This window comes from Flavonifractor sp. An10 (assembly GCF_002161215.1).
Classification (GTDB): Bacteria; Bacillota; Clostridia; order Oscillospirales; family Oscillospiraceae; genus Flavonifractor; species Flavonifractor avistercoris.
The window spans coordinates 1-20,500 of the sequence record NZ_NFMB01000001.1 but is presented as its reverse complement, the minus strand read 5'-3'; the positions used below and the strand labels follow the sequence as shown (position 1 = coordinate 20,500).

Genomic DNA, 20,500 nt, shown 5'->3' with positions numbered 1-20,500 from the left:
CTTTTCCTCCGTTTCCCGTCAGCCCTTCGGCGGCTCACCCTCCAAAATCACAATGGACGTTTTGCATTTTTCCACCAGAAAGCTGTCAAACCGGTCCAGCTCCGCGGCGTCGGAGAACGCCGAGGTTGGGATGATGTATGCCCCCTGTCCAAAGAACAGGAACCGCCAGCCCGGCAGCGCCGCCAGATGGTTGACCTCCGTGTAGCGGGCCGTGGTGGTCTCCTCCCCTGCCTGGGTGCGGATGCGGTCACCCAGGAAGGTAAAGGTCACCTGGGCCGGGTACGCCCCCCGCTTCTTTGCATCCTGAATCGCCTTCCGGCATGTCTTGGCCTGGGCTCGCCTGGCCCCCAGGGGAATCACCGCGAACTGCAGAATGACAAAGGCAATTCCGGCCGCGCGCAGCCATACAGGGCAGGCCTGCCAGTTCCAAATCAGCAGAAACCCAATCACAATCGCCACACTGATCAGTGCCGGGTACGCCATCACTTCCATCCGGTGCTTTTGAAACATCTTCCAGGTGGCCTTCGCCATGGCGCGATAGGCCGTCTCGTCATAAGTGCTTTTGACTACAAAATCATTCTCCGGGTTCATCTCCCCGCACTCCTCTCTTGGGCTGCCTCAAGGTAGCCCAGCCCGCGGAGGCCAGGTGATCCGACGCAGCCGCCCGCTTTGATTTCTCAGTTTATCATAACTCATCTTGGAAAACAAGCCGCCATTTCTTTAGCAGTATAATCTTCTTACTGCTGTACAAATTCGCTACATCACTATCTGCCGACCCGGATGCTCTTGATTTTTCACGGCTGCTTCGGCCGTACCCCGGACCTCCCCAAGGGTATTCTCCCCTTCCCATAGGCATCCTTTTCCTCAAACGCTTTGGCTCTTCGCTCGTAGAACGTTGTCCGGTCAAGCCGCATGATGCAAGTAGGTCAGGGATATTAAGATACTGTTGACAAAGAATACGAGGCTGGCCGCACGGTCAGCCCTGTTGTTGTTTAGTTTGATAGATACTCTTCCCGCACCCGGTAGCGGCTGACGCCAAAGCTGCTATTGCGTTGAATGACCTCATCGGGGAGCATGGCCAGGTATTTCCGGCCGAAATTGGTGTCCCCGAAGTAGCAGTCGAAGTTAATGACAGGAAGTACAACCCAATTGCTGTCCTCCGGCCGGTTTGCCACATAGTAGGCGACCAGGGTGCGGAGCACCCGGGGCGGCACTGTTTCCGGGCAGGCCCGGTCGAGCCGCTCCGCCAGCTCCGCCGGCAGATCAGCCTCCATCCGGCGCAGCGGTCCCAGCTCCAAGGCGTCAGCAATCATATCGTCAAAGCGCAGCACCCAAGCACCCTCCGTGGCCGGAGAGGACAGCGGCGTCTGGAACTGCCGGACCTTGTCCCGCCACACCCGGTCAAACTTTTTGTCCAGGTCTTCCGCCACCTCCGCATAGCTTTTCCGCACCAGGTTGGGATGTTTCTTCGCAAAATCCATGGCGCTGTGGAAGTGGCGGGCAAACCACCCTAGTCCCGCCTCGTCCACTAACTTTGGGAACTCTCCATGGAGCTCCGGGAATCCGGTGTGGTACTGCCACGTTTTCCGGCTGTTTGGCTTCTCCGGGACGCTGCACCAGGCGCAGAGACCCTTGCGGGCCTTCTCCAGTCGGCTGCGGGGGTCGCCGGGGAGCTCCGCCCCATCCGGCGTGTGGAACAAAAACCCCCGGGCCAGGATGGTCAGAATACGGGCCAGACCGCTGAAATCCCGCAAAGCCTCAAAGGTGAACCGCCCCAGCCAGGTTGTGTCCCTCTTGCCCACGGCCTGGTAACAGACTGGCCCCGTATAGTCCAGAAATTCCTGCCACTCATTCAGCATGGTGCACCTCCAGGATATTGGGCTCCAGGGCATCCAGCAGCAAGTCCCACAGCAGGTGCCGTTTCCCCAGCGCCACCACGTAGCGGACTGCTGTCACCGGCTTCACAATTTGATCCAGCTGCTTGCGGCATTGGGCGGGCACCGCCTCCCGATAGCCCTGGGAGCTTTGCTTCTGAAGATAGGCCCCCATCATATCCGCAAAGGCCGGCGAATCCCCGGGGCGGCTCAGCTGCTTACGGGCCTGGGCTTCGTGCTCCTCATGAATGTCACAGAGGAGATCTCCCAGCACCCGGTAGCCGCCGCAGCGGAAGTCAGAGAACAGGTCAAACAGCGGCTGGAACTCCGGGAGCCAGGCAAGCAGGAACTGCTCCCGTGCCTCCTCACCCAAGAACTGCCACTTCTCCTGACGCAGGGCGTCCAGTATTTCGGATACCCGTTCCGGCGGCAGCGCACTCAGCTGAGCGTACAGCTCGTCGGTATCCCAGCTGTCCTCCTGACCCCTGGAGAATAAAATCCGCTCCACGTCACTCCTTCTGCGCTTCTGCTTGATCTCCGCCCGGCAGGCCCGGATCCGGGACAGACAGGATTCATAGTCTTTCAGCAGTACAGCCACCCGGTTCAGGATGTCCCTGTCCAGTCCCTCCTTCCAGCCCGGCCGACGGGCGAAGGAAAACAGCTCGCTGTCCCCGGCGGGCCTGTCCTTCACCGCCGGGGTGTGCCGCTCCAGCTGGCGGGCCAGATAGGGCAGCCGCTCCAGGTTGGAGTCCACCGCCTCCCAGTCGATTTCCTCAAAGAATTTCTTCAGCCGCTGGGCGTGGGTTGGTTCATACCAGGCCCGGCGGGTCTCCGCCTGCTCCACCAGCCGCTTGTACTGGAGAAAGGGCGTCCGGGGCACGGTACGGTGGTTCAGGTACTCGTCCAGCTCCGGCCGGATGCCGCTCTTGGCCGAGTCGATTTCCAGTCCCGTCAGGATGGCCAACAGCTCTGTCTCCTCCCGGCACCGCCGCCGCTCCTCGCCGTCGGAGTTTTCGTTGTAGGCGATGATGCTCCGGTTCAGGGCCGCGTTGCAGATCTGCCCCACCCGGGAGGAAAAGGTGCTGCGCACTGTCTCAAACCGGGCCTCCCAGTCGTTGGCGTTCCGGATCAGCGGCTCCGCCGAGGGGATCATCAGCAGGGGGATGTTCTCATAGTTGGTCAGGGACCTGTGCTTCTGATAGGCCTGGTACAGGTGGTAGTTCCGCCGCACGCAGGCGTTGAGGATCGGGTCCGCGATGGTCTTGACCATGTCACCGTCGTAGTCTGCACCGCCAAGGCGCTCCGCCGCCAGCATATCGGCGCTCACCATCACCACATCGGTGAGATGGCCGAAGTAGTGGCGGCGCATCTGCTTGCGCTCCTCTTTGGCGTCGAAGAAGGAGAGCTGGAGTTCCTCGTTCCGGGCGATGTGGGGGTTGCGCAGGAGGGTGCACGCATCCCCGTGCGCATAGGCGGCGCCCGGGGCGTAAAAGGAGCTGGATGGGAAGCGGTCCAGCATGGCTGCCAGATAGTAGTTCTTCTGCCGCTTGGTGTCCGGAATCCGGTTCTCTACCAGAAAAGCCAGAAGGTCCAGCAGGTCGCCGGACAGGTACCGGTTGTCCCCCGCCACGATGAGCCGCCCCAGGGCGTAGTGCTTCAAGATCTGCTTTGCCTTCCCGTCCAGCACATTCCGGTAGACCGGCTCGGCGATCAGCCTGGGGTTTTTCTTTAGGAGTGCGGCCATCAGCTGCTCCCGGCTCCGGCGTCGGGAGAACAGGCTCCTGCACTCCAGCGCCTGGAGGAAATAGTCCCGCCGGAAGGCCCGGTTGGCCCGGAAGTTGTAGTAGGCCAGCTCCGTCTGCTTGGTGAGCCAGTTCCGCCCTTCCTCCTCCGGGCTGTGGTCCCAGCCGTCCGGCAGATCCCGGGGCCGGAACTCATCCTCCCGGATGGAGGCCGTGTTCAGGAACTGGTAATTCAGGTCGGTGAGGGTCCGTGGTTTTTCCTTGCTCACGTTGGTGATGTACAGGGCATGACGGCAGCGGCGGAAGACCGACCAGTAGTCCTCCCAGGTCATGCCGCTGTCCTTCAGCCAGCCGCAGCCCTTGAACATACTCTTGGTGAGAATGATGTCCACCTCCCGCACCGGATGGACCACACCCCACAGATCCACAATGGTCTCTGTGCCGCAGTTCAGCAGGAAATCGTGGAAGTCCACCTGGTGGAGCATCCCCTTGATGTAGGGCAGGCGGATCTGAAAGGAGGTGTGGATAGCCTCCCCACAAAATGCCCTGTCCACCACCTTGGCGTACTCTTTGGAGATCAGCCCCTCCCCGTCAAAGCAGGTGACGGTGATCTCCTCCCGCCGCTCCACCCGGTGGTATCTCCGGGTGCTGCCCGAGCTTCCGTCGTCCTCCACCGTGATGACCGGGACATTATATGCCTCCCGGGTGGGGTTGTCGATGACCACCACCCGGTGGGGCCTGTCGATACCGATGCCGTCCACCCGCACGCCGCCAGAGAGCATCAGGCCGTTGTAGGCGTAGAGCTTGCTGAGCTGGCAGTCCCCAATCTCCATGTCCATCTGGATCCGCCGGCGCACCTGGTGGTACACGTCCTCCCGGAGGAAGGACAGCTTCGCCTGCCGGCTCATACTGCCGGAGCGTTCAAAGGCCAGATAGCGGTGCTGGCCGGAGCCGAAGTCCAGGTAGACACCCTCCGGCCGGAACACGTCCCTGGCCTTCTCCTGCCTGAGCCGCTGAATATCCCTCAGACTACTGCGGTCAAAGATACCGGAGAAGTCCATGTAGAAAATCACGTCGGACAGCCCTGTGAGCAGGTTGTCCTCTCGAGGCTCATCAAAGCTGTCCCCATGCAGCACACACATGATCTGGAAGAACAGCGCATTGCTGTCCTGCTCGTGCAAGGCGGTACGGCTCTTGCACCGCTCCGTGGATGCCCGGTCAAGGACAAAGCGGTACTGGCCGTCCTCCTGGACGGCGCAACTCATCACGGCCCGGGCGGACAATTCAAAAATCCGGTATCTGGCCTGGGGCATGCCCCCCACCTCCTGTCAGTTCCATTCTACCACAGGTGAGCGGAAAAGCAAATAGGATACTACCCCCACAAATTTTATGGGGGCAGTGTCCTATTTTTGCGAAGGAGGGAATTTCACTATGAAATGCTCACAGTATCAGTCCTATGATGACCTGCCGCTGTTCCTCAATGCAGAAACGGTGGCAAAGGTGCTGGGCGTGTCGCCGTCATCTGGCTATGAGCTGATGCACGAGCCGGACTTTCCGGTACTGCGCGTCGGTAGCCGCATGGTGGTCCCCAAAGAACAGTTCATCCAGTGGGTATCCGCCCACGCGGAAGGGGGTGAGCGCAGATGAAACCGCAGGTCATGCAATACAGACCAGATAAATACCGGTTCGCGCTACCCAATCAAGTCTGGTCTTGGAAGCTCAAGCCGCCGACCTTCGCGGTGCTGGCATACCTGTGTTGGCTGCGCAGTCATGGTGACAACAGCGGCGTCCCTGACCCGGGCAGCCTGGCAGTGCGGCTCCATATGAGTCCAGCCATGGCGGCGGCCTGCCTGGGTGCGCTGCTCCGGCGCGGCCTTGTCGCGCAGGATCTTACCCCAACGATTCCCCGCGCTGGCGGGAGAGCCGGGTGTTTCTTCACGCTACCCCATGAGATCTTCTGTCTGGATTTGGGCCACGGCGCGATCGCCGTGTACGCATACCTGCTCTGCTGTGAGGACCGCCGCACCCATCAGTGCCACCCCAGCTACAACACCATCTCCGGTGCAACCGGCCTGGCGGTTAATACGGTGATGAAGCATGTCGTAAAGCTGGCGGAGCGAAAGTTCATCACAGTGGAGCGCACCAGCTATATCGATGACAAAGGCATGAAGTGGAACGGCAACAACTGCTACACCATCCTGCCCATCCGGACGGCAGTGGAGGTATTCCACCGGAAACAGTTGGAGACGCTGGAGGAGACAGTAGAACAGGAGCAGATCGCCGGTCTCCTAACGGCGACCAGCAAGGGCCCTCTGTGACCGCCTGTGAGGCTCTGTGTGCCTCGATTGAAGGAGGGCAGCGTCTCTGCCCCTCCCAGGGGCTTGAAGGGCCGGTTCGGCCCGGTTTCGGAAGTCCTTCGGGGGACAAAGGCCAAAGCAGGATAAACGACGGGGTCGCAAGCGCCCCGCGTCGGCTCACAACTGCCCGCAGTGCGGGCAGTTTCAGGGGCCGTAGAATGGGGTCAAACTCAGAGGTGAAAGCTGAGGTTACGGTCGTTCTGCCGGAGGCCCTACGGACACGAGGAAAAAACGGGGGTCAGCCCCGGGAAAGGAGCCTGTTTATGAGTAAGAAGGAGAAATTCGCCCTCTATCTGACGCCGGAGAAGAAAGCCCTTCTGGAGCGGCGTTTTCGAGAGGATGGGAGCCGGAGCCTCACCGGCTTCATCGAGCGTGCCGTGGACTTCTACCTGGACTACCTCAGCGCCGGCGACGCCGGGTTGTTCCTGCCCGCCTCCATCAAGTCCTGTCTGGACGGGCGGCTGGATCAGCTGGATGACCGCCTGGCCGCGCTGGCCTTCCGGCAGGCGGTGGAGACGGACATGATGGCCGGTATCCTGGCGGACACCTGCCAGCTCAGCCGGGAGGAACTGCGCCGCCGGCGGGCGGAGAGCGTGCGCAACGTGAAGGCCACCAACGGCCGCATATCCCTGAAGGGGCGGTCACAGGAGATGTGGGAGGAGGGGGATGAGTGGCTGGACTGATCGTCAAGAGTCCCTACATCAAGGGCGGCGGTGCCGGCGGCTACCTGCGGTACATCGCTACCCGGGAGCGAGTGGAGATCCTGCCGGATGGCCGTCCGCCCACCCGCAAGCAGGAGCAGCTGATCGCAAAGTTGACAAAGGACTTCTCTGGTGTGAAGGAGCTTTCCGAGTACGCAGACTACACCGAACGCCCCACCAAGGCCAACGCCTCGGCGCTGATCACCATGGCACTGGAGGGACACTGGGACGAAGTCCGTACCTCTGACGGCTACGCCAGGTACATCGCCACCCGGCCCCGGGCGGAGCGATTAGGCAGCCACGGTCTCTTTGGTGATGAAGATTTTGTGGATCTGAACGCCGCCATGGCGGAGGTGTCCGCCTACCAAGGCAACATCTGGACGCATATCATCTCCCTGAAGCGGGAGGATGCCGCACGGCTGGGATACGATAATGCCAGAGCGTGGCGTACTTTACTCCGGGCCAACCGCCACGAGATTGCCGCCGCTATGAACATTCCGCCGAATCACTTTCGCTGGTACGCCGCCTTCCACGATGAGGGGGAGCACCCCCACGTCCACATGATGGCGTGGTCAACGGTGCCGGGCGAAGCCTATCTGACGCGGGAGGGTATCCGCCAGATCAAGTCCACGCTCACCAACCAGATCTTCAAACAGGAGATGCTCCACACCTACGAGCAGAAGTCCCAGTCACGGGACGAGCTGGTACGGGAGGCCCGCCGAGCAATGGTACAACTCACCCGGGAGATGGCGGACGGGATCTGTAATTGCCCGGCGGCGGAAGCGCTGATGCAGAAGTTGGTGGTGCAGTTAGAAACCGTAAAGGGTAAGAAGTCCTACGGGTACCTGCCAAAGCCGGTGAAGAAAACGGTGGACGAGATTGTGGATGAACTGGAGAAGCTGCCCATAGTAAAGCAGTGCTATGACCAGTGGCTGGAGCTCCAAAACCAGGTAGACAGCTACTATCACGACAGCCCCAGAGCACGGAAGAAACTGTCCCAGGAAAAGGGGTTCCGGCAGATTAAAAATGCGGTCATCCATGAGGCAGAACGGCTCCGGCTTGGGGAGCCCACCTTTGAAGATCAGGAGATAGAGGGGATGGATGAACATCCGGATGAACAGGGAATGTCCTTCGAGTGCTGGGAGCTCTGGCAGTTCATCCAGGATAAGCGGTATCCCCTGGAGCTCCGGGATCAGTGGGTGGAGCGTCTGGAACAGATGGCGGAGCAGGGTGACACCTATGCACAGTTCGCCATGGGCCAGCTCTGCCGGGACGGCCCGCTGCTGATCCCGGACAGTCAAAAGGCAAAGCGGTGGTTCACCTTGGCGGCGGAGCATGGAATGCCGGAGGCACAATACGCACTGGGTAAACTGCTCTTGTCGGAGGACACGGAGGTTCATGACCTAGACGAGGGGCTCCAGTGGCTGCGGCGGGCGGCACAAAAGGGAAATACATACGCCGCCTATCGACTGGGGAAGGAGTACCTGACGGGTGAGCATACCCCAAAAAGCACCGAGACGGCCGTGGGCTGCTTCCGATCGTCCGCCGAGCAGGGCAATCCCTTCGCCCAATACATGCTGGGCAAGCTGTGCCTGGATGGGAAAGTGGTTCCCCGTGACCAGGAGCAGGCGGTACAGTGGTTCCGGCGGTCAGCCGCACAGGGAAACCGGTATGCCCAGTTCTTCCTGAACCGGCAGAACAACCTTCGGCCGCCCGGGGTGATGCTCTCCGTCACCCGGCTGCTCCACCACCTGAGCCGGGTATTCCAGAAGAACTCCATGCCTGCAACTAACCCCGGCGTACTCCAAATCGACCGCAAGCGCCTGCGCCAGCTCCGGGATAAGCGCATCGCTCTGGGCCACAAAGCGGACGACCACCCGGAGCAGGGCTGGGGCGGTATAACTATGGGGTAAGTGTGTATAGGCAAAAGGGCCTCCTGCATCATCAAACAGGAGGCCCACATCTGTCGCTCACAGCATCGTCATGCCCGGGGAAATCGTCGGATCCTGCACCGCGTATTGGAATCTCCGCTCCAGCTCGTCAATAGCACTTTCTTGCCCAAGGCGGCTGAGGCGTTCCTTCTCTCGGAGCACCGCAATACTCCCTTTCACAGATTGTATTTCTTCGCTGGACCAAGGTCGGTTCCAATATTGGAACAATGCGTTGGATGGCCTGCCGGGATCTTCCGTGCAATCAAATATTTTGTCCAGCTCCCTGGTCCAGATCGTCACTCTGGAAAGTACAGGATCGGCGTTTAGCTTATCTAGATTGTCCGGCAAAACAGCTACAACATGGTCATGGGCATCCATTGCTGTTGCCCTTGGTATCGTGCCGCCTTCGTTCATCTTGTAAAACCGAAGAAGCGTACTGCATAACGAAACAACCGGACGAACTGCTATCGCCGCAAGTTCTACTCCATAGCTCTGCCCGATGAGCAGTTCCGCTGTATGATGGGGAACTTCTGTGGTGCGGCCAGTCCCCTCAATGATCATGTTTATCTTCTGCTCGGAGAGTCCTTCGATCAATGTTCCGTTACGGCTGAGGAAAAGCTACTGGTCATGGAAGCGCTATCCGTTCCAAATGCCTCATATAGTTTCCTGTAATTCGGGTGAAAGCGCCGGTACTCATCCGCATTGATGAAGAATGCGTCCCCGCCAAATGTCCGGTTCAGCATTGCGGACAGGATCGTTTTCCCCGCGCCGGACTGACCCGCCAGGAGGACAGCAGAGGGATCCGAATGGCTTGCATAGTTGGAAGCCAGGGCTAATTCACGTTCAACGACATAATCGACGTCGCCTGGAGTAAACCGGGCTAGCATCTTCTTCCCGCCTTCCATAACCGTCAGGCCCCGATCCCTGCCGAAAAGCGCCGGGCCAAATCAAACTGAGTGTCGATTTGATCTAATTCCGACTCCGTCCTCGCATCCAAGATGTCGTGCTTTGCATGCCATACCAAGGCGTACATCACATTGACAGGGTTTGTTCGGTCAGACAGGGGGATATTATTTCTCCTCCCGAAGCGGGAAATTGAGCCCAAAATATCCGCTCCTTTTTCCAGCAGGATTTCCTGCCGGAGGGAAAATTCATAGCTGCTGTTCATAAATACACCTCCGTCCGTCTCGTTGGACGCAGCATCCTGTTCTGTGTGCGCATTGCAGCATAAGCCACGAGCAGTTGCAAATCAAAATAGTATCCTGCTCTCTTCGGATTGGCCGCAATCATCTGCGCCAGCTCTGGGAGGTGCCCCTCACCCTATAAAACAATAGGCCCCATCCTACCAGATTGAGACGCTGTTAACAAGGAATACAGCAGTGGATTAAACCGCCCAAATGATAACAATTTGATAATAGTGCGCCGAGGCCCTGGCTATTTCCTGTTTCTGTGGTATGGTGGTTACTGAGGAGGGATGACCATGACAACCAATCAACCCCCAGTCCAGCGATGCCAATATTGCGGGAGTAACGATCTGGGCCTCGGCTGGCAACATGGCGAGGCTATCGTCACCTTCAAGAAACATGGGCTTGGGGGCAGCCGGCTCCATTCTCTGATCTGCCGCCGCTGCAGGGCTGTGCTCTATCAATGGGTGACGGAGCCTCACAAATTTCCGCCTGTCAGTAATTGTACCACAAATCAGAGATAAAACGTCAGGAGGTGTATAGCATGGCAAAGCGCAGACCGTCCGGTGACGGTATGGTGCGGAAGCGGCCGGATGGCCGGTGGGAGGGGCGTATTGTGGTGGGCCACAAGGCAAACGGCTCCTCCATTTTCCGCTACCTCTACGCGGACACCCAAAAGGAGTTGACAGCCAGGCTCCGGCAGGAGATCGACGCCTACCAGGGCATCGACCTGACAGAGGATAGCCGCATGACCCTGGCAGAGTGGCTGGATCACTGGCTGGAGCAGATGGCCCTCACCCTTCGGCCGGGCACTCTGAACCACTACCGCAATGACTTGGCACATCACGTCGTGCCCTATCTGGGACAGAAGAAGCTTACCCAGCTCACAGTGGCTGACCTGCGGAATCTCTACAATATTTTGAAAGAGCATGGGCGCATAAAGCCACGCCCCGGCCAAAATCCTGGGCTCTCCCCCGCCACTGTCCACGGCATCCACGCCACCCTCTACCAGGCGCTCAGCGCGGCAGTGGACCAGGGGCTGATGCCTGTCAATCCAGCCGGGCAGGTGGATCCACCCAAAGTTCATCACAAAGCGATGCACGTCCTGAGCCAGGAGCAAATGGAGATGTTTCTGGAGGCCACGGAACAGGACCCTGTCTGGCGGGATTTCTTCTACACAGAGCTCACCACCGGCCTGCGGCTGGGGGAGATCTGCGGCCTGATGTGGGGCGACTTTGATGAGCGGAAAAGCACCCTCAGCGTCAGCCGCACTCTGCACCGGAAGGCAGGCGGACGGCTGGTGGCGGGGGATACCAAGACCTACGCCGGAACCCGGAAGATCGTCCTGCCGCCCAGCACGGCGGAGCGGCTGATCGGGCGCAAAAAGCACTCTTGCTCCCCCTGGATTTTCCACAATCCCCTTCGCCCGGAGGCTCCGCTGAATCCCGGCGCCGCATACCATCAGTTGAAAAAATTCCTGAGAGTAGCGGATTTACCTGAAATTCGCTTCCACGATCTTCGTCACACATTTGCCACCCAGGCCCTGGCCTCCGGGGTGGACGCCAAGACTCTGGCCGGTATCCTGGGGCACACCAAGGCCAGCTTCACCCTGGATACCTACACCCATACCACGGGGGATATGCAGAAACGGGCGGCGGAGATCGTGGGTGGCTTCCTGACCGACTACTTAGGAGAGGAGATGGCCCCATGGCAAAGCACAGAAAACGCGGGGATGGCAGCGTCCACCTGAGAAAGGACGGCCGCTGGGAGGGTAGATACGTGGTGGGCTACGATGAAAAAGGCCTCCCTGTGACCAAGAATGTCCTCGCCAAAACCAAAACCGAGTGCGTGGCAAAGCTGGAGAGGCTGCGGGAGAGCATCAAAGCCCCTGCTCCGGAACAGCCAAAGGCGGGTATTCTGCTGGGTGACTGGCTGGATCTCTGGTACCAGGGCTATAAGAAGCCCAATCTCCGCCCCAACACCCAGATGTCCTATGAGCGCAGGATTTATCAGCACATCTTACCCGCCCTGGGCAGCGTCCAGTTGGACAAGCTGACCACTCCGGACATTCAGCAGTTCTATACCGGCCTGAAACAGGGCGGGCGGCTGCTCCGCACAGAACTCTACGGGGATGGGCTCTCCGATCAGACCGTCCGTGGGATCCACACCACCCTTCATGCAGCCCTGGACAAGGCGGTGGAGGAAAAGCTGATTTTCCGTAACCCCGCCGAGGGCTGCAAGCTCCCGCCCGTCAGGGCCAGAGAGATGCAGGTGCTCACCCCGGAGGAGATCCAGCGGCTGCTGATCCAGGCCAGGGAGGACGGTTGCTACGAATTGCTCCTTCTGGAGCTGTCCACCGGCCTGCGCAGGGGCGAGATTTTAGCACTCCAATGGGGTGACCTAAATTTCAGAACTGGTTCCCTTCGGGTAGAACGTCAAGTTCATCGGGTAAAGGGAGAGCTGGTTGTATCCCCACCTAAAACCAAAGCCAGCAACCGGACGGTCCTTCTCCCTGTCCCTGTCTTGAAGGTCTTAAAAGCCTACCAGAAAACCATCCACTCCCGCTGGATGTTTCCCTCCCCCGTCAAGGAGGACTCCCCCATGGACCCGGCCACCGTCCGGAAACGGCTCCAGATAGTGCTGGAGCGGGCGGAGTGTAAGCGCCTCCGGTTCCACGATCTCAGGCACACCTTCGCCACCGCCTCTCTGGAGCATGGAATGGACATCAAGACGCTGAGCACTATCATCGGCCACGTGTCCAGCAGCACCACGCTGAATATCTACACCCATGTCACCGACCAGATGCGCCGGACCGCAGCGGCAAAGATCGACCGGGGTATTGGCAAGGGGACTGCCCTGCCAGAGGCAGAGGTTCTTCCCCAGAAACCCACCCCCAGTACCTTCCGTGCATATAAGGGGCTGCGGCGCAAACCAGGCACCGGGTGTATCAGTCAAATCAACGACCAACTGTGGGAGGGGCGGTACTCCCCAAGAGTCAACGGAAAGCGGCTGGCCCGCAACGTCTACGCCAGGACAGAGGCAGAGTGTGAGGAGAAACTGGCCGCGCTGATCCGAGAGATGAAAAGGGAGCTCGCCGCAGAGCGGGAGCGGCCTAAACAAGGAGATTCGGCAAGTTGAACAAATGGGCCTCCGGGGACAAAATTCCCCCGGAGGCCCATTTGTTCTCTGTCTGTGGCTGGTTCTGTGGTCAAGCCGTTGCCCGCAGGTTCTTATGCCCCAGAAAAGTAACAAAAACAAAGAAAATCGACCGCTTTTCAAAAGAAAAACGGTCGATCTGTGGAGCTGCTGGGCGGATTTGAACCGCCGACCTCATCCTTACCAAGGATGCGCTCTACCGACTGAGCTACAGCAGCGGATGGCGACGCGGAAGGGACTTGAACCCTCGACCTCCGGCGTGACAGGCCGGCGTTCTAACCAACTGAACTACCGCGCCATCGCTGTATCAAAAAGCAGAGGCAATCTGCAATTTGGTCTGGCAGGGGCAGAAGGATTCGAACCCTCGGCACTCGGTTTTGGAGACCGATGCTCTACCAGCTGAGCTATACCCCTAAATGGTGGGCCTTCACGGGCTCGAACCGTGGACCGGCCGGTTATGAGCCGGCTGCTCTAACCAACTGAGCTAAAGACCCATACCGTTCCACAGCTTTTGAAAAAGGGGGCTTGCCGTCACCAATTCCGTGGCGGCAAGCCACATCTTTTGGCTCCCCCTGTTGGACTCGAACCAACGACACCGCGGTTAACAGCCGCGTGCTCTACCGACTGAGCTAAGGAGGAATATGAAGGGTCTGGCCTGGTCACAGGCCAGACCCTCGTTTTGTGTCGGCGTTACCTATTTTCCCGGCCCGTCTCCAGGCAAGTATCTTCGGCGCAGGTGAGCTTAACTTCCGTGTTCGGGATGGGAACGGGTGGACCCTCACCGCAATCAACACCGACTTACTTTTCTTTGACAAGAAAAGTAAGCAAAAGAAACTTCAGAGAACTTTCTTCTCCTTACCGTTCTTCTCAACGATAAGTCATTATATTCAATTCTCAGGCGCTTGTCAAGAGAGAAATGGTGACCCGTGCGGGAATCGAACCCACGTTTGCGGCGTGAGAGGCCGCCGTCTTAGCCGCTTGACCAACGGGCCGTTTGGTGCGCCTTCAGGGACTCGAACCCGGGACCCACTGATTAAGAGTCAGTTGCTCTACCAACTGAGCTAAAGGCGCATACCGCCATTCCTTCGGGGGTGCCAGCACCCTCAAAACCGAACAATGTAAACTCTGCTGTACCTTCGCAAGCGCCTGCATGCATCCATGTTAAGGTCAAGCCCTCGGCGGATTAGTATCGGTCAGCTTCACACGTTACCGTGCTTCCACCCCCGACCTATCAACGTCATAGTCTACGACGCGCCTTACTCCATAAGGATGAGAGATCTAATCTTAGGGGGAGTTTCACGCTTAGATGCCTTCAGCGTTTATCTCGTCCGTACATAGCTACCCAGCTATGCCCTTGGCAGGACAACTGGTGCACCAGAGGTACGTCCATCCCGGTCCTCTCGTACTAAGGATAGCTCCCTTCAAATCTCTTACGCCCGCAACAGATAGGGACCGAACTGTCTCACGACGTTCTGAACCCAGCTCGCGTGCCACTTTAATCGGCGAACAGCCGAACCCTTGGGACCGAATTCAGCCCCAGGATGTGACGAGCCGACATCGAGGTGCCAAACCTCCCCGTCGCTGTGGACGCTTGGGGGAGATCAGCCTGTTATCCCCAGGGTAGCTTTTATCCGTTGAGCGACGGCACTTCCACTTGCATACCGCCGGATCACTAACTCCAACTTTCGTTACTGCTCGGCCCGTCAGCCTCGCAGTTAGGCTCGTTTATGCGTTTACACTCACTGCACGGTTTCCGTCCGTGCTGAACGAACCTTTGAGCGCCTCCGTTACCTTTTAGGAGGCGACCGCCCCAGTCAAACTGCCCACCTAACAGTGTCCCCCGACCGGATTCACGGCCGCAGGTTAGAAAACCAGCAAATCAAGGGTGGTATCCCAAGGGTGGCTCCACCTGAGCTGACGCCCAGGCTTCCAAGCCTCCCACCTATCCTGTACATGATTTACCGATTTCCAGTATTAAGCTACAGTAAAGCTCCATGGGGTCTTTCCGTCTAGTTGCGGGTAACTGGCTTCTTCACCAGTACAACAATTTCGCCGGGTGGGCTGTTGAGACAGTGCCCAAGTCGTTACGCCATTCGTGCGGGTCAGAACTTACCTGACAAGGAATTTCGCTACCTTAGGACCGTTATAGTTACGGCCGCCGTTTACTGGGGCTTCAATTCAATGCTTCGCCTTGCGACTAACATCTCCTCTTAACCTTCCAGCACCGGGCAGGCGTCAGCCCCTATACGTCATCTTTCGATTTAGCAGAGACCTGTGTTTTTGGTAAACAGTCGCTTGGGCCTATTCGCTGCGGCCTCCCGTAGGAGGCTCCCCTTATCCCGAAGTTACGGGGTCATTTTGCCGAGTTCCTTAACAACCCTTCTCCCGTTGGCCTTAGGATTCTCTCCTCATCTACCTGTGTCGGTTTGCGGTACGGGCACCTTAGCATACCATACACCTTTTCTCGCCACAGAGCATCGCGGACTTCCCTACTATAAGTTCGGTCCCTTGCGCCCGGGTCAACCAACGCCCGGGTCCCGCTATCTCCATGTGTCAGTGTACTTAAGGTTCGGTGGCTACGGAATTTCAACCGTATGTGCATCGACTACGCCTTCCGGCCTCGCCTTAGCTCCCGGCTTACCCTGGGCGGACGAACCTTCCCCAGGAAACCTTAGATTTTCGGCCATTATGATTCCCACATAATTCTCGCTACTCATTCCGGCATTCTCACTCGAATACAGTCCACCGCTCCTTCCGATGCGACTTCACCCCGTATTCGACGCTCCCCTACCCCGCACATTGCTGTGCAGCCCAAGCTTCGGTTAGACGCTTAGCCCCGTTATATTTTCCGCGCAGAGTCACTCGACCAGTGAGCTATTACGCACTCTTTTAATGAGTGGCTGCTTCTAAGCCAACATCCTGGTTGTTTTCGCAACTCCACATCGTTTTCCACTTAGCGTCTATTTGGGACCTTAGCTGTGGGTCTGGGCTGTTTCCCTTTTGTCCACGAGACTTATCTCACGTAGACTGACTGCTGATCATCAATTAGCCGGCATTCTTAGTTTGATAGGGTTCAGTAACCTTATCGGCCCCTAGCCCATTCAGTGCTTTACCTCCGGTAATCTAAATCAACGCTAGCCCTAAAGCTATTTCGGGGAGAACCAGCTATCTCCGAGTTCGATTGGAATTTCACCGCTATCCACAGGTCATCGCCGGTCATTGCAACGAACGTGCGTTCGGTCCTCCATGGGGTTTTACCCCCACTTCAACCTGCCCATGGATAGGTCACCCGGTTTCGGGTCTATTGCCACCGACTTTATGCGCCCTATTCAGACTCGGTCTCCCTTCGCCTCCGGTGCTGAACACCTTAAGCTTGCCAGTAACAATAACTCGCCGGACCATTCTACAAAAGGTACCTCATCACCCTTTAACGGGCTTTGAGTGCTTGTAAGCACAAGGTTTCAGGTTCTGTTTCACTCCCCTCCCGGGGTCCTTTTCACCTTTCCCTCACGGTACTGCTCCTCTATCGGTCATCAGGTAGTATTTAGGGTTGGAGGGTGGTCCCCCCAGTTTCCCACCGGGTTTCACGTGTCCGGCGGTACTCTGGAACTCGACTAACAGAAATCGGTTTTCGCTTACGGGGCTCTCACCCGCTCTGGCCGGCCTTCCCATGCCGTTCAGCTAACCTATCCTGCCGTTGTGTCGATCCACAACCCCGAAGGATAAATCCCTCGGTTTGCCCTCTTCCGCGTTCGCTCGCCACTACTAGCGGAATCTCGGTTGATTTCTCTTCCTCGCCCTACTTAGATGTTTCAGTTCAGGCGGTTCCCCACGTACGCCTATTTGATTCAACGCACGCTGACAGAGTATTGCTCTGCCGGGTTTCCCCATTCGGAAATCTGCGGGTCAAAGCTTATGTGCAGCTCACCGCAGCTTATCGCAGCTTGTCACGTCCTTCTTCGGCTCCTGATGCCAAGGCATTCCCCTTGCGCTCTTTCTAGCTTGACCTTCGTAGAATCAGTCTTGCTGATTCTAACTAGATCATGAATTATGCAGGCACCACAGAAGTTTTGCAAATTGGCTACATTGTTTTACCCTTATTAAAGTTCCACAACATTGCTGTTTTTGCCCTCTGTTGCTTGCTCTTGTACATCTTCGTTTACATTGTTCAGTTTTCAAGGTGCTGACTTTCCAACCTCTTTCAAGGTCAGATTGAAACATCTGTTGTCCAGGTGCTTCAATCTAATCTCGAATCTTTAAGGAAGTTTTCTCTACTTACTCTCTTTTTCAAAAGAGAGTAAGTGGTGGGCCCAAGTGGACTCGAACCACCGACCTCACGATTATCAGTCGTGCGCTCTAGCCAGCTGAGCTATGGGCCCGTATCCGGTCCACTCGTGGTGGAGGTTACCGGACTCGAACCGGTGACCCCCTGCTTGCAAAGCAGGTGCTCTACCAGCTGAGCTAAACCCCCGCATGGCGTGTACCCTCTAAATTAAACAACGTGAGAACCACTTCGCTCCAGAAAGCTGACCTTAGGACGTTACAACAGAGCTTGCTCCGTTGAAGTCTCCTTAGAAAGGAGGTGATCCAGCCGCACCTTCCGATACGGCTACCTTGTTACGACTTCACCCCAATTATCGAACCCACCTTCGGCCGCGCCCCCCTTGCGGTTAGGCTACGGACTTCGGGTGTTCCCGACTCTCATGGTGTGACGGGCGGTGTGTACAAGGCCCGGGAACGTATTCACCGCGGCATGCTGATCCGCGATTACTAGCGATTCCAACTTCATACAGGCGGGTTTCAGCCTGCAATCCGAACTGGGACGGCTTTTAGGGATTTGCTCCACCTCGCGGTTTTGCTTCCCTCTGTTAACCGCCATTGTAGTACGTGTGTGGCCCAGGACATAAGGGGCATGATGATTTGACGTCGTCCCCACCTTCCTCCGTTTTGTCAACGGCAGTCTCGCTAGAGTGCTCTTGCGTAGCAACTAACAATAAGGGTTGCGCTCGTTGCGGGACTTAACCCAACATCTCACGACACGAGCTGACGACAACCATGCACCACCTGTCTCTGCTTTCCCCGAAGGGCACCTAATGTATCTCTACTTCGTTAGCAGGATGTCAAGCCCTGGTAAGGTTCTTCGCGTTGCTTCGAATTAAACCACATACTCCACCGCTTGTGCGGGCCCCCGTCAATTCCTTTGAGTTTCAACCTTGCGATCGTACTCCCCAGGTGGGATACTTATTGCGTTAGCTGCGGCACGGAGGGGGTCAGTCCCCCCACACCTAGTATCCATCGTTTACGGCGTGGACTACCAGGGTATCTAATCCTGTTTGCTCCCCACGCTTTCGCGCCTCAGCGTCAGTTACTGTCCAGCAATCCGCCTTCGCCACTGGTGTTCCTCCGTATATCTACGCATTTCACCGCTACACACGGAATTCCGATTGCCTCTCCAGCACTCAAGACCAACAGTTTCAAATGCAGGCCATGGGTTGAGCCCATGGTTTTCACATCTGACTTGCCAGCCCGCCTACACGCCCTTTACACCCAGTAAATCCGGATAACGCTTGCCACCTACGTATTACCGCGGCTGCTGGCACGTAGTTAGCCGTGGCTTATTCGACAGGTACCGTCATTTTCTTCGTCCCTGTCAAAAGAAGTTTACAACCCGAGGGCCTTCTTCCTTCACGCGGCGTTGCTGGGTCAGGCTTGCGCCCATTGCCCAATATTCCCCACTGCTGCCTCCCGTAGGAGTCTGGGCCGTGTCTCAGTCCCAATGTGGCCGGTCAACCTCTCAGTCCGGCTACTGATCGTCGCCTAGGTGGGCCGTTACCCCGCCTACTAGCTAATCAGACGCGAGGCCATCTCAGAGCGATAAATCTTTGGCAGTCAGAGCCATGCGGCCCAACTGCATTATGCGGTATTAGCAGTCCTTTCGGACTGTTATTCCCCACTCCAAGGCAGGTTCCTCACGCGTTACTCACCCGTCCGCCACTAAGAATTCCCTTCAATTGGACGAATCCTCTATCAGGGGTTCTCCGTTCGACTTGCATGTGTTAAGCACGCCGCCAGCGTTCATCCTGAGCCAGGATCAAACTCTCAATAAAATGGTATCTAAAGAACCGAAGTTCCTTAAATCATCTTATTGAAGCTTATCTTAGCTTCAAAGAAATTTGGAAGCCTTCTTCAAGCTTTCGCTTGTCAGAAGGACTCTTAGTCCTTTCTGGTGCTTCGTGTTTTTCTCACGTTGTTTAATTTACAAGGTACACGCTCCTGCCAGCCTCACGGCCAGCGTGCTATTTATTTTAGCACTTTCGCTTTCGCTTGTCAAGAACTTTTTTCAAGTTTTTTCGAAGTTTTTTCTTCGAATCCGCTTGGTTTTCGTCCTTTTCAAGCTCGTTCACACCTTCCGGCGCGAACTCATTTAGTTTACCACGCACTTCCCAGTTTGTCAAGAACTTTTTTCAGGAATCTTTCAGAAGTCCGTCCGGCTTCCGCCCGGTCTCTCCTGTCCGTTTCCTTCTTTTTCTTGCCCTCCCGTGAGGCGCTCAGATAGAATACCAGCTTTCGGCCGCTTTGTCAACACCTTTTTCCGCTTTTTTTCAGAGTTTTTTCGAGGGCCCAGATCTGTGGTGCGCCGCCCCTTAGTATGCACAAGATCTGCCTGTCTATACCTGCCCTCTCAGCTTTTTGACCAAGAGCAGGAGCACCGGCAGCCCAAAGCCCAGCAGCAGATTGCCCGGCCACACCACGTTTTCCATCCACCGATCCAGGGAGAAGGCGTCGGGGAACAGCAGCCACGCCCCCGCCAGGGCCAGCAGCACCACCGGCACGGCGGCGTGCCTTCTCTCTTTCAAGGAGAACACCGCCTGGGCCAGGGCGGCGCAGGAGGAGGCCAGCAGGGCCAGCAGGGCCAGGTCGGAGAACACCCACAGGGCGATGATCAGCGACTCCACCCGCTGGAAGGTGCCCTCGATGCCGATGCCCTTTACCATTAAGAAGAAGGGGGTGTCCGCCTGAGCGGTGAGAGTGGGGCCGAAGTTGCCCTGGCACACCAGCTGCAGGGCGGTGAGCACCAGGCAGAACACCGTCCCCCACACCAGCAGGCGGCGGCGGTCGTTTTCCGTCCGCGTCACATTGCCCCCCAGGAAGGCGGCAAAGAGCCCATAGCCCAGCAGGCCCAGCACCGGCAGGGCGGCGGAGAGCAGGCCGGGCACGTCCTCCGTCCAAATGGGGAGCACATGGCGGGGCTCGATCTGAAAGGCCCCCAGGGCCAGGGAGAAGGCCAGCCCCACCGCCAGGGCCAGGCGGAAGATCTCCCCCGCCCGGGCCAGCACCCGCACCGGCTTCCACGCCAGCCAGAGGGCCAGGGCCAGCAGCACCGCCAGAAACAGCCCGGCGGGGGAATTGCTGTAGCTGGTGGACAGGAAGCGCAGGGAGAACAGCCGGGCGTTGGCGGCCAGGAGCAGCAGCCCCCACCCCAGGCAGAGCAGCAGCACCAGCCTGCCCAGGGGCCTCCCCAGCACCCGCTGGGTCACCTGGGCCAGGCCCGCCC

13 protein-coding genes, 9 tRNA genes and 3 rRNA genes are annotated in these 20,500 nt (G+C 57.8%); 6 read left to right on the top strand and 19 right to left on the bottom strand.

Annotated elements, in window-relative coordinates; all coding sequences use genetic code 11:
* Positions 1–18: 18 nt before the first annotated feature.
* The 3 genes from B5E42_RS00130 to B5E42_RS00120 all read right to left on the bottom strand — a co-directional run bounded on the left by B5E42_RS00130 (position 19) and on the right by B5E42_RS00120 (position 4,929).
* The gene (locus B5E42_RS00130; RefSeq protein ID WP_087235821.1) at positions 19–591 is read right to left on the bottom strand and encodes a YcxB family protein; all 573 of its coding nucleotides are present in this window, start codon (positions 589–591) and stop codon (positions 19–21) included.
* 401 nt (positions 592–992) lie between these two features.
* Complete coding sequence (locus tag B5E42_RS00125) at positions 993–1,859, bottom strand: hypothetical protein (RefSeq protein WP_087236617.1); 867 nt, start codon at positions 1,857–1,859, stop codon at positions 993–995.
* The gene (locus B5E42_RS00120; RefSeq protein WP_242966960.1) at positions 1,849–4,929 is read right to left on the bottom strand and encodes a hypothetical protein; all 3,081 of its coding nucleotides are present in this window, start codon (positions 4,927–4,929) and stop codon (positions 1,849–1,851) included. Before B5E42_RS00120 ends, B5E42_RS00125 begins: the two co-directional genes overlap by 11 nt.
* A 118-nt stretch (positions 4,930–5,047) precedes the next feature.
* Between B5E42_RS00120 and B5E42_RS00115 the strand changes: the two genes are divergently transcribed.
* From B5E42_RS00115 to mobP3, 4 genes are all read left to right on the top strand, one after another.
* Complete coding sequence (locus B5E42_RS00115; RefSeq protein ID WP_087235819.1) at positions 5,048–5,263, top strand: helix-turn-helix domain-containing protein; 216 nt, start codon at positions 5,048–5,050, stop codon at positions 5,261–5,263.
* 320 nt (positions 5,264–5,583) lie between these two features.
* Positions 5,584–5,934 (top strand): helix-turn-helix domain-containing protein, encoded by a 351-nt coding sequence (locus B5E42_RS19065; RefSeq protein WP_162613884.1) that lies wholly within the window; start codon positions 5,584–5,586, stop codon positions 5,932–5,934.
* A gap of 302 nt (positions 5,935–6,236) precedes the next feature.
* Positions 6,237–6,656, top strand: coding sequence for a hypothetical protein (locus B5E42_RS00105; RefSeq protein WP_087235815.1), 420 nt, complete (start codon positions 6,237–6,239; stop codon positions 6,654–6,656).
* Positions 6,644–8,587, top strand: coding sequence for a MobP3 family relaxase (mobP3, locus tag B5E42_RS00100; RefSeq protein ID WP_087235814.1), 1,944 nt, complete (start codon positions 6,644–6,646; stop codon positions 8,585–8,587). The genes B5E42_RS00105 and mobP3 overlap by 13 nt, the downstream gene beginning before the upstream one ends.
* Before the next feature lie 57 nt (positions 8,588–8,644).
* On the opposite strand, the gene B5E42_RS19820 is transcribed toward mobP3, so the two are convergent.
* The 3 genes from B5E42_RS19820 to B5E42_RS00085 are packed head-to-tail and all read right to left on the bottom strand — an operon-like array spanning position 8,645 to position 9,773.
* The gene (locus B5E42_RS19820) at positions 8,645–9,166 is read right to left on the bottom strand and encodes a zeta toxin family protein (protein WP_087235812.1); all 522 of its coding nucleotides are present in this window, start codon (positions 9,164–9,166) and stop codon (positions 8,645–8,647) included.
* 29 nt (positions 9,167–9,195) lie between these two features.
* Entirely contained in the window at positions 9,196–9,510 is a 315-nt protein-coding gene (locus B5E42_RS19815; protein ID WP_087235810.1) for a zeta toxin family protein, read from the bottom strand.
* A 5-nt stretch (positions 9,511–9,515) separates the two neighbouring features.
* Positions 9,516–9,773, bottom strand: a complete 258-nt coding sequence (locus B5E42_RS00085; RefSeq protein ID WP_087235808.1) for a hypothetical protein — start codon at positions 9,771–9,773, stop codon at positions 9,516–9,518.
* 560 nt (positions 9,774–10,333) lie between these two features.
* Here B5E42_RS00085 and B5E42_RS00075 point away from each other — a divergent pair.
* Positions 10,334–11,539, top strand: a complete 1,206-nt coding sequence (locus B5E42_RS00075) for a site-specific integrase (protein ID WP_087235804.1) — start codon at positions 10,334–10,336, stop codon at positions 11,537–11,539.
* Entirely contained in the window at positions 11,497–12,927 is a 1,431-nt protein-coding gene (locus B5E42_RS00070) for a site-specific integrase (RefSeq protein ID WP_087235802.1), read from the top strand. Before B5E42_RS00075 ends, B5E42_RS00070 begins: the two co-directional genes overlap by 43 nt.
* Before the next feature lie 160 nt (positions 12,928–13,087).
* On the opposite strand, the gene B5E42_RS00065 is transcribed toward B5E42_RS00070, so the two are convergent.
* The 13 genes from B5E42_RS00065 to B5E42_RS00005 form a co-directional block, all read right to left on the bottom strand.
* Positions 13,088–13,163 (bottom strand) — tRNA-Thr (locus B5E42_RS00065).
* Positions 13,164–13,166: 3 nt separating this feature from the next.
* Positions 13,167–13,243, bottom strand: a tRNA-Asp gene (locus tag B5E42_RS00060).
* A 40-nt stretch (positions 13,244–13,283) separates the two neighbouring features.
* Positions 13,284–13,359 (bottom strand) — tRNA-Trp (locus B5E42_RS00055).
* Positions 13,360–13,362: 3 nt separating this feature from the next.
* Positions 13,363–13,439: transfer RNA gene (locus B5E42_RS00050), tRNA-Ile, on the bottom strand.
* A gap of 69 nt (positions 13,440–13,508) precedes the next feature.
* A tRNA-Asn gene (locus tag B5E42_RS00045) sits at positions 13,509–13,584 on the bottom strand.
* A gap of 43 nt (positions 13,585–13,627) precedes the next feature.
* A 5S ribosomal RNA gene (rrf, locus tag B5E42_RS00040) occupies positions 13,628–13,743 on the bottom strand.
* 119 nt (positions 13,744–13,862) lie between these two features.
* Positions 13,863–13,937: transfer RNA gene (locus tag B5E42_RS00035), tRNA-Glu, on the bottom strand.
* 3 nt (positions 13,938–13,940) lie between these two features.
* Positions 13,941–14,016 (bottom strand) — tRNA-Lys (locus tag B5E42_RS00030).
* Between the two features lie 92 nt (positions 14,017–14,108).
* Positions 14,109–16,953, bottom strand: a 23S ribosomal RNA gene (locus B5E42_RS00025).
* 294 nt (positions 16,954–17,247) lie between these two features.
* A tRNA-Ile gene (locus tag B5E42_RS00020) sits at positions 17,248–17,324 on the bottom strand.
* A gap of 16 nt (positions 17,325–17,340) precedes the next feature.
* Positions 17,341–17,416, bottom strand: a tRNA-Ala gene (locus B5E42_RS00015).
* A gap of 104 nt (positions 17,417–17,520) precedes the next feature.
* A 16S ribosomal RNA gene (locus B5E42_RS00010) occupies positions 17,521–19,052 on the bottom strand.
* The 16S, 23S and 5S rRNA genes sit together here with 9 tRNA genes alongside, the layout of an rRNA operon.
* Before the next feature lie 561 nt (positions 19,053–19,613).
* The coding region (locus tag B5E42_RS00005) for a GerAB/ArcD/ProY family transporter (protein WP_141242414.1) at positions 19,614–20,500 on the bottom strand (887 nt) is incomplete at its 5' end.

Coding starts and splice junctions, on each gene's coding strand:
- B5E42_RS00070 (WP_087235802.1), top strand. CDS start 11,497: ATGGCAAAGCACAGAAAACGCGGGGATGGCAGCGTCCACCTGAGAAAG.
- B5E42_RS00120 (WP_242966960.1), bottom strand. CDS start 4,929: ATGCCCCAGGCCAGATACCGGATTTTTGAATTGTCCGCCCGGGCCGTG.
- B5E42_RS00130 (WP_087235821.1), bottom strand. CDS start 591: ATGAACCCGGAGAATGATTTTGTAGTCAAAAGCACTTATGACGAGACG.
- B5E42_RS00075 (WP_087235804.1), top strand. CDS start 10,334: ATGGCAAAGCGCAGACCGTCCGGTGACGGTATGGTGCGGAAGCGGCCG.
- B5E42_RS00085 (WP_087235808.1), bottom strand. CDS start 9,773: ATGAACAGCAGCTATGAATTTTCCCTCCGGCAGGAAATCCTGCTGGAA.
- B5E42_RS19815 (WP_087235810.1), bottom strand. CDS start 9,510: ATGGAAGGCGGGAAGAAGATGCTAGCCCGGTTTACTCCAGGCGACGTC.
- B5E42_RS00125 (WP_087236617.1), bottom strand. CDS start 1,859: ATGCTGAATGAGTGGCAGGAATTTCTGGACTATACGGGGCCAGTCTGT.
- B5E42_RS19820 (WP_087235812.1), bottom strand. CDS start 9,166: ATGATCATTGAGGGGACTGGCCGCACCACAGAAGTTCCCCATCATACA.
- B5E42_RS00115 (WP_087235819.1), top strand. CDS start 5,048: ATGAAATGCTCACAGTATCAGTCCTATGATGACCTGCCGCTGTTCCTC.
- B5E42_RS00105 (WP_087235815.1), top strand. CDS start 6,237: ATGAGTAAGAAGGAGAAATTCGCCCTCTATCTGACGCCGGAGAAGAAA.